Source organism: Sneathiella sp. (assembly GCF_029233945.1).
In the GTDB taxonomy this organism is placed as follows: domain Bacteria; phylum Pseudomonadota; class Alphaproteobacteria; order Sneathiellales; family Sneathiellaceae; genus Sneathiella.
The window spans coordinates 23,042-30,892 of sequence record NZ_JARGOQ010000042.1 but is presented as its reverse complement, the minus strand read 5'-3'; the positions used below and the strand labels follow the sequence as shown (position 1 = coordinate 30,892).

At 56.7% G+C, this 7,851-nt stretch carries 9 protein-coding genes; 6 read left to right on the top strand and 3 right to left on the bottom strand.

Annotated elements, in window-relative coordinates; genetic code table 11:
* The 3 genes from P1U71_RS13365 to P1U71_RS13355 all read left to right on the top strand — a co-directional run.
* Window positions 1-654 (top strand): hypothetical protein (locus P1U71_RS13365; RefSeq protein WP_301106112.1); only part of this gene is annotated, 654 nt, incomplete at its 5' end.
* A 6-nt stretch (window positions 655-660) separates the two neighbouring features.
* A complete protein-coding gene (locus P1U71_RS13360; protein WP_301106111.1) occupies window positions 661-2,250 on the top strand; it encodes an FAD-dependent oxidoreductase in 1,590 nt (529 codons plus the stop codon).
* A complete protein-coding gene (locus P1U71_RS13355) occupies window positions 2,247-2,444 on the top strand; it encodes a DUF2783 domain-containing protein (RefSeq protein ID WP_301106110.1) in 198 nt (65 codons plus the stop codon). The genes P1U71_RS13360 and P1U71_RS13355 overlap by 4 nt, the downstream gene beginning before the upstream one ends.
* A 20-nt stretch (window positions 2,445-2,464) precedes the next feature.
* Here P1U71_RS13355 and P1U71_RS13350 read toward each other — a convergent pair whose 3' ends face one another.
* Window positions 2,465-4,795 (bottom strand): CHASE2 domain-containing protein, encoded by a 2,331-nt coding sequence (locus P1U71_RS13350; protein ID WP_301106109.1) that lies wholly within the window; start codon window positions 4,793-4,795, stop codon window positions 2,465-2,467.
* A 210-nt stretch (window positions 4,796-5,005) separates the two neighbouring features.
* Between P1U71_RS13350 and P1U71_RS13345 the strand changes: the two genes are divergently transcribed.
* From P1U71_RS13345 to P1U71_RS13335, 3 genes are read left to right on the top strand one after another with little or no spacing between them, the layout of a single operon-like run.
* The gene (locus P1U71_RS13345; RefSeq protein WP_301106108.1) at window positions 5,006-5,785 is read left to right on the top strand and encodes a VOC family protein; all 780 of its coding nucleotides are present in this window, start codon (window positions 5,006-5,008) and stop codon (window positions 5,783-5,785) included.
* 55 nt (window positions 5,786-5,840) lie between these two features.
* Window positions 5,841-6,323: a MaoC family dehydratase gene (locus P1U71_RS13340; RefSeq protein ID WP_227948469.1), complete on the top strand. Its 483-nt coding sequence runs from the start codon at window positions 5,841-5,843 to the stop codon at window positions 6,321-6,323.
* Window positions 6,324-6,342: 19 nt separating this feature from the next.
* Window positions 6,343-6,801, top strand: coding sequence for a MaoC family dehydratase (locus P1U71_RS13335; RefSeq protein WP_301106107.1), 459 nt, complete (start codon window positions 6,343-6,345; stop codon window positions 6,799-6,801).
* A gap of 10 nt (window positions 6,802-6,811) precedes the next feature.
* Here P1U71_RS13335 and P1U71_RS13330 read toward each other — a convergent pair whose 3' ends face one another.
* Window positions 6,812-7,348 carry an ankyrin repeat domain-containing protein gene (locus tag P1U71_RS13330; RefSeq protein WP_301106106.1) on the bottom strand — a complete coding sequence of 179 codons (537 nt, stop codon included), beginning with the start codon at window positions 7,346-7,348 and terminating at the stop codon, window positions 6,812-6,814.
* Window positions 7,349-7,402: 54 nt separating this feature from the next.
* Window positions 7,403-7,851: hypothetical protein (locus P1U71_RS13325; RefSeq protein WP_301106105.1), on the bottom strand; the 449-nt coding region annotated here is incomplete at its 5' end.

The window sequence follows — 7,851 nt, the reverse complement described above, 5'->3', positions numbered from 1 at the left end:
GACAAATGCCGCGCCATGGTCGCCGAACGCGGGCAAGAGGACTGGGACAGCGAGTTTGAACGCTTCCCCCGCCTGTTCGAAGGATATGAGAGCATTCCGGGCCTGACCTGGCCGACCATGACATTCTCCAAAAAGATGACCGTCTATCTCGGCAAACGGCGCGTTGATCTGATGCATCTGGGCCGGGCCCATACAGCGGGTGATACGGTTGTCCATGTGCCGGATTCAGGCGTAATCTTCTCCGGCGATGTGGTCGAGTATCATTCCGCCTGTTATTGCGGTGACGGTCACTTCAATGACTGGGGCAACACACTGGATGCCATTGCCGCCTTCAACCCCAAATCCATCGTTCCCGGACGCGGAGATGCACTGGTTGGGGATGAGATGGTAAATGCCGCCCTCACCAACACCCGTGATTTCGTCGAGAGCACCTACCGCCCGGTCGCCGCTGTGGTCGCACGCGGTGGAAGCCTGAAAGAGGCGTGGGATGCAGTCCGCGCCGAGTGCGACGCGAAATTCGGCGATTATGCGATTTACGAGCATTGCCTGCCGTTCAACGTGGCCCGCGCCTATGATGAGGCGCAAGGCATCGACACGCCACGCATCTGGACAGCAGAACGAGACAAGGAAATGTGGGCGTCCCTGCAAGGATAAGCCGCCATGCATTATCAAAACAGGGAATATCCATTCCAAACGCCGCCTGAGCTGAAAGGCGAGAGCCCCGGCCAATACCCCGTCGCCATCGTCGGCGCGGGGCCCATTGGCATGGCCATGGCGATCGATCTTGCGCTGAAAGGCATCCGCTCGGTCATTCTCGACGACAACAACGTCGTTTCGGTCGGCTCTCGCGCCATCTGCTGGGCCAAGCGCACCCTGGAAATTTTCGACCGCCTTGGCATCGGGGACAGGATGCTGGAAAAGGGTGTGACCTGGAAAGTTGGCCGCTTGTTCAATGGGGAGCAGGAGGTTTATAACTTCAATCTCCTGCCCGATGACGCCCATAAAATGCCGGCCTTCGTCAATCTCCAGCAATATTATGTGGAAGAATATCTGGCTGACCGGATTGCGGACTTCCCGGACCTCATCGACCTGCGCTGGCTCAGCAAGGTGACGGGCGAAGAGATCGCCGATGACGGGGTTACCCTGCATGTCGAGACGGCGGAAGGGAAATATGATCTCACCGCCGATTATGTCCTCGCCTGCGACGGATGCAATTCACACATTCGCCAGCGTATGGGCCTCAAATTCGACGGACATAGGTTCGAGGAGCATTTCCTGATCACCGATGTGGATATGCCCGAAGCCCCTTTTGAGAGCGATGAACCGGAACGCTGGTTCTGGTTCAAGCCGCCCTTTCATACGGGTCAGTCGGCCCTCCTCCACAAACAGCCGGATAATATCTACCGCATCGATTTACAGCTTGAGCCCGGCGCGGACCCGGCCGAGGAAGCAAAGCCAGAGCATGTGATCCCTCGTTTGAAGCAGATTGTCGGTGACCGGGCGTTTGAAATCGACTGGGTCAGCGTCTACAGCTTCACCTGCGCCATGCTGGAAAAATTCGTTCATGGACGGATGGTTTTCGTCGGCGACAGCGCCCATGTCGTCTCCCCCTTCGGCGCGCGTGGTGGGAATGGCGGCATTCAGGATGTGGATAATCTCGGCTGGAAGCTGGCCGCTGTCCTGAAGGGAGAGGCCCCGCCCGACCTGCTGGAAAGCTATGATGAGGAGCGACGTCACGGCGCCGTTGAGAACATCATGAATTCCTCCCGCGCGACCAATTTCATGACCCCGAAATCGAAGATGGAAGCGGTCTTCCGCGATGCCGTGCTGAGCCTCGCAAATGACCTCCCTTTCGCCCGCCGCCTGGTGAATTCGGGGCGTCTGTCGGTTCCTTGCTCATTGGAAGGGTTTGCTTTGCAGAGTCCGCGCGCCACAACCCGGGGCCTTCCGCCCGGCACCCCCTGCCCCGATGCACCGCTGGAGGGTGGATGGCTTTTAAATGAGCTCGGTGGTGAGTTTATGCTGCTCACCATCGGCAGGCGCGCAAAAATAACAGCCCCCGAAGACGTGAAAGCCCTGCATTTTGAAGATAGTCCCGGTGTGGCCGCCCATTATGGCGACGACATGATCTATCTGATCCGTCCCGACCAACATATTGCCGCCGCGTTCGAGGCCGGAACGGACGCCGAAAACCTGACCTTGGCCCTCACCCGTGCCAAAGGCAAACCTGCGCTGGAGACAATATCATGAGCAAGTCTTTAGGAATGGATGATCGTCTGCAACCCCATGGCGATGATTTTTACGAATTGCTGATGACCGCGCATGAGGGGCTGGACTTCGACCAGTCCGCCGCGCTGAATGCCCGGCTTATCCTATTACTCGCCAACGAGGTTGGGGATTTCGACACGCTCGCCGCCGCCATAGAGCGTGCGTCCAAGAGCTGAATAGCACGGATTACTGCCCGTCAACTCGCGCCGAACTCACCTCGCCACAGGGCGACCGTCTCCGCCGCGCCGGGAATTTGCTGCATCGGCTGTTCGGTAAAGCCGTCTTTCAACTGGCCGGTCAGATCGGTTTCGCTGACCTTTTTCATCAGCTTTTCGGAAACGACAACGTCCGCGCCCTTTGCGGCAACCGTTTTATCGAGGCGGCTTGCAAGCCCGATTGTATAGCCGGAGAGGGTGATCTCGGCCTCATCTTCCTCGCCGGTGAGATGAACCTTTACCGGGCCAAAATCCGCACAAATGCAGAAATCCGCTGATTTACCGGCGGGAAATCCCTGCTGCTGCCCCCAATCTGAAAGAACGGAGGCCAGTTCCCGTGCCGCCTTGAGACCATTCACCGCATCTTCCGTGCTTCTCTCGGGCAGCCCGAAGAGTGCCATGACGTCATCCTCCCCGAACTGTTCCAGAAAGCCGCTATGCTTGACCACCGTTTTCTCAATCAATTGATAGACCGCATGCAGAAACTGCGCCGAGCGGGTTGGCCCAAAGCTCTTGGCCAGCGCCATGAAGCCGGTCATGTTGATAAACAGCACAGCAACATCGAACTCATCGTTGGTAACGGGCGATTTCGGCATATCCGTCGCCGAGGTGAGAGAGACCTTATCCCCGCGCGCCGGCGTATCCATCACCGGGATCAGGGAGGCCGGCTTTCTGTTTTTTTGCTCCGAAGCAGATGGTTCGGCCTGCTTATGGGACTTCGATGACGATGAAGAAGAGGTGGGCTTAGGCGGGACCGGCAAGGCGCTCGGGCCTGTCGGCGATGGTTTGGATGAAGATTTAGAGGATGGGAAGGGCGTGACATTCTTCGCCGCGGGCTCTTCCGTCATTTCTTCCGCTTCCGCGACCTTGTCATCCAGCATCTCAGGATCTTCGGCGGCGGTAAGGGTCAGATATTCCTCTTCTTCCGGCTGCGGCTCGGCATCGATATCATCCTCAGCCGTATCCGGCGATGGCGTCTCCTCTTCCACTACCTTGGCGACCCGGTCAAATGTCCAAGGGGTGGTGAATTGCACTTCCTCCGCCTCCTCCGCCGCTGTGAGTATGGCACGGCGTTTCCTGGAGACCTGTTTCACCGTCATCAGCACCGCTGTGCACAGAACAATCGCCAGCAAGGGGAAGGTCAGACCCAACCACAGGTTAAAAAGAACAAATGCCTGGATAGTTGCCGCCACGAACAGCACCGTCGCGATCACCGCCAGGGTCAACACTGCCCAGATACTCCGCGCGGCGGCAACCAACGCGAAAAAGAGGCCGATCAACGCAAGGAGCAGGATATCAAGGACAACGACCTGCTGCGATCGGATCAGCGGGTTCATCCGGTTGAGGTTGTCAATCACATTGGCGAGAAATTCAACTTCTGACATCGCTGGATCGAAGGGTGTGGCGACATTATCCGGGGTGATTGAGGCCGCAAGCCCGACGAGCACCAGCTTGTCCTTGAATTTGTCCGCCGGCAGGTCACCGCCCAGCAAATCGGCAAATCGGGTCCGTTTGTAGCTACCGCCCGGGCCATGATAATTGATGGCAAGGCGCATCCGGTTATCCGTTGGCAGATAGAGGCTGCCGATATTCAGGCTTTCCCCGAAATTGACCTCAACCGCATCCATCGGCAAGCCAACCCAGCGGCGATAGGCCTGAATAGCGAGCGATGGATAATAGGATCCGCCATAGCCAATGACCGGATAAGCATATTGCCGGGTTAGCGTCAGCGACTGTTCATTGACCACATGACCCGGAAGGGCGGCCTGTAGCAAGTCAAGAGAGGGTGCGAGATACCCACCCGCCTCCGCTGGCCGTTTGGCCGAGGCGGAATCGCGTTTGCGGAAGACGCTATAAGCCGTTCTCTGAATAGGCACCGGCAGGGCCGAGCGGGCCTCGGCCGAAGGCGCCATAGAAAAGACATAGGGAATGACGACTTCATCGATTCGGGCAAGGTCTGCGGCGAGATTATTTTTCCCTGTGGCACTCATCGGCAGTAACTTCGGGTCAAGGACAACAACCTGCGCCCCGCCAGCGGTGATGGCGTCTATTCCTTTTGACAGATCCGCTGGCGCAACCGGGATGTCCTTTGCGCCGTCCGGCATCTTCTCAATCAGCACGAGTTCAATCGCCGGATCCACCGCGATCGGGCCGCGCAGGACAAACCGCCAGTCCAGCAACTTTCCCTCTATCAGCTGTATGAACGGCTTGTCGCGCAAATTCACGAAAGCCACGATCAGCGCGGCGCAAATCCCCAGAACGATCATCGCCTGGCTCATTCGGGTTATGGGGGAAGGAAGGCTTTTCGTCATTCTCTCGAAGAATTGTCCGGGTAATAGAAGGCCTTAGCCTATCAGTATCGGCTAAATTTACTACTGATTTTTTGATCTCTAAACGAGAGCGCGCCATGACGCCATCTTGAAGCAGGCCTTTACCTCCTTCCAGAAATTTGGAATACTCTACCCGCCGGTGAAAAACAATCAACAACAACCGGCCTGTCCCGCCAGGGAGGGGGAGAAAAGATGTCACCCAATAATTATGTCCGGCTCCGGCAGATTTGCCTCGCCGCCGCCGATATTACCGAAACAGAGCGGGTTTTCAGCCATGTACTCGGGCTGGACGTCTGCCATCGTTCCGTGCTCGACAATTTCGGGCTGGAAAATATCATGTATGCGATCAATGGCTGTTTTCTGGAAATTGTTGCGCCGACAAAGGAGAATACCGCTGTTGACCGGTTCCTCGCCCGAAATAATGGGCGTGGCGGCTATATGGCAATTTTCGACTGCGCCGATATGGAGCGGCATAAATCGCTCGCCGAAGAGGCTGGCGTCGATCCAATTTATGAACGGCGTAACGAAAAAGCCGACTTGTTGCAGCTTAACCCCAAGCAGACCGGTGCCACCATGATGGAGTTCGACCACCATCATGGTGACGATAGTATGCTTGGCCATTATGAATGGGCGGGGGACGAGTGGCATCAGTATGTCAGCACAGAGGTGACGGGCGATATTCTCGGCATCGAAATCACCAGCCCGGACGCAGAAGCGCGCGCAAAGCTCTGGGGCCATATCTGCGACCGTCCGGTAGGGAAACAGGACGGGATATGCGAAATCGACCTTGATTACGGCTATCTCCGCTTTGTCGATACGGCCGGAAGTGGACCGGAGCTGTTTACCGCCATTGACCTGACGGCCCGCGACCCGGAGGCAATGAAGGAACGGGCGCAAAAAGCCGGATGTGCTATCACTCCGGCGGGATTTGATTTTTGCGGCGTCGAATTCCGTATTACATCCGCAGACTGAAAAGATTAACAAACCGCGCTTCGGCGCCAATAACAACCCCGAGGAGGGGGAAAGTATGACGATTTTGGATCTCGATAATTTTGAAACTGATTTCTGGAAGGATGTGGACAAGCGCGCAACCTGGGATCAGATCATTCCGGGTGAGTTGCGCGACACAACGCCGGTGACGCTTACCCAGGAGGTCATCGCCCGCTACGCCAAGGGTGTGGGGGAGGATAACCCGCTCTATTTCGATGAGGAATATGCAAAATCGACAATCTATGGCGGGATTATCGCACCGCCCTCCATCCATATCCTTCTTATGTTCGCCTGCACCACGACGGAGGACTGGATGCGCTCCCCCGGGACCATTAATGCGGGGCAAAACTGGTCCTATCACGTCCCGATCCGCCCGGGTGACACCATCACCATGCGCGGCACCGCACTGGACCGCTTTATCCGCAAAGACCGGCTCTTCGCTGTGCATGAAAACACCTTCACCAATCAACATGGTGAAGTTGTCTGCACCGGCCGTGGCCAGACCATCCGTCCCGCTTGATCGATAAAGGAATAAAAAAATGACTGCAGAAGAACAGTTTAACAAGGTTAATGAGGGCGACGTCATCACCGGACGGCCCTTTACGGTCACCCGTGAAACGATTCAGGCCTTCGCCGATGCCTCGCTTGATTACAATCCATTGCATTTCGATGATAACTATATGAAGAACAAGTTCGGAAAGACGAGCTTTGAAGGCGTTATCATGCATGGCATGCAGAATTTCGCGCTGATCACCCGCACGCTCACCGACTGGCTGATCCCGCGCGGCGGATTTCACCGGCGATTGGAAACACGCTGGCTGAAGCCGGTGCAGCTTGGCCATACCATCACGCCGGTCGTCACCCTGCAGAGCAAAAAGAGGACGGAAAAAGGCTACTGGCTGCTCTTCGATGTGGAGGTAAATAATCAGGACGGCATGCTCGTCGCCATGGGCAATGCCATGGCAGAGTTCATCGATGTGATTCCGGGAAAACGATAAAACATCGGCCTTAACCCTGCGGCGGCTTACCAAGGGCCGCCACAAATTCCTCAAGCCCGCTTCGCTCCGCCTCTTCCAATGCAGAAAGCCCGTCATCGATCCGCGTCTTCAGATGCGGATCGGCCCCGCGCGCAAGCAGGATTTCCGCTGCTGTTAGATCCTGCTGCGCCACCGCATAATGCAGCGGCGTCCAGTCGTTGATGCCGCGCTGATGAATATCGGCCCCGTGATCGAGCAGGAGCGTGAGCAACTCATATTTATCCTCCCGGTCGGTTTCAAGCAGCGTAAACAATGCCGGAAAACCATCATTCACGCCGTAGTTAACATCGGCACCGATTTCAAGAAGTTCATGGATCAGGGAAGCTGATGACCAGCAGAAGGCATATTCAAGCGGCGTCCCCGCACAGCCCAGCTCATAGGGTTGCTGACTGTTGGGAAACCCCGGCGGGTCACTGAGAAGACGGCGGATCGCCGCCAGGTCGCCAGCGTGATAGGCGGCATGCAACGCAACGGCCCGCCGCTGCAATTCGGATGGGTCCTCTGCCATGCCCGCATAGTATCAGGAAAAGGTGACTATAGCAGCGCAAAATTCGCCTTTAGCTTATTCGGCGGTCGGGGCCGGATAGGCGCGGGTTATTACCTCTTTCCAGGCTGGATCGTTCCAGAAATCTTTGGGCTTTGAGACGGCAATGCCCCGCGCCGTCAGGTCATCGCAGAATATCTCGATGATCAGGTCCGAATTCAGATCATGGCTGTGATCGTCATAGGCTTCTGCCTCCGCCTCATCCTTGAAGCAATAACCCTTCCACAGCACGGATAGACGCACCTCCTCAAAGGCAAGCTCGGCGAAGGGCTTGCCTTCATCATCCACCCGCCAACGATTATCTTCCGTGAGGTTAAGCGTCGCATCATGGCCGAGATTATCATACCGATGATACTCCGCCGCTGGGCCGACGCTACCGACCCGGTGAAACATATACTCATTATCCGCAAGCACGGCGCAGTTATTGTAGGGCGGCCGTTCCGTCTTTGAGGGCGCACCGAGGCCAT

Bases quoted from the DNA above. Each gene is read 5' to 3' on its own strand.
- P1U71_RS13360 (WP_301106111.1), top strand. From the start codon at position 661: ATGCATTATCAAAACAGGGAATATCCATTCCAAACGCCGCCTGAGCTG.
- P1U71_RS13355 (WP_301106110.1), top strand. From the start codon at position 2,247: ATGAGCAAGTCTTTAGGAATGGATGATCGTCTGCAACCCCATGGCGAT.
- P1U71_RS13350 (WP_301106109.1), bottom strand. From the start codon at position 4,795: ATGACGAAAAGCCTTCCTTCCCCCATAACCCGAATGAGCCAGGCGATG.
- P1U71_RS13345 (WP_301106108.1), top strand. From the start codon at position 5,006: ATGTCACCCAATAATTATGTCCGGCTCCGGCAGATTTGCCTCGCCGCC.
- P1U71_RS13340 (WP_227948469.1), top strand. From the start codon at position 5,841: ATGACGATTTTGGATCTCGATAATTTTGAAACTGATTTCTGGAAGGAT.
- P1U71_RS13335 (WP_301106107.1), top strand. From the start codon at position 6,343: ATGACTGCAGAAGAACAGTTTAACAAGGTTAATGAGGGCGACGTCATC.
- P1U71_RS13330 (WP_301106106.1), bottom strand. From the start codon at position 7,348: ATGGCAGAGGACCCATCCGAATTGCAGCGGCGGGCCGTTGCGTTGCAT.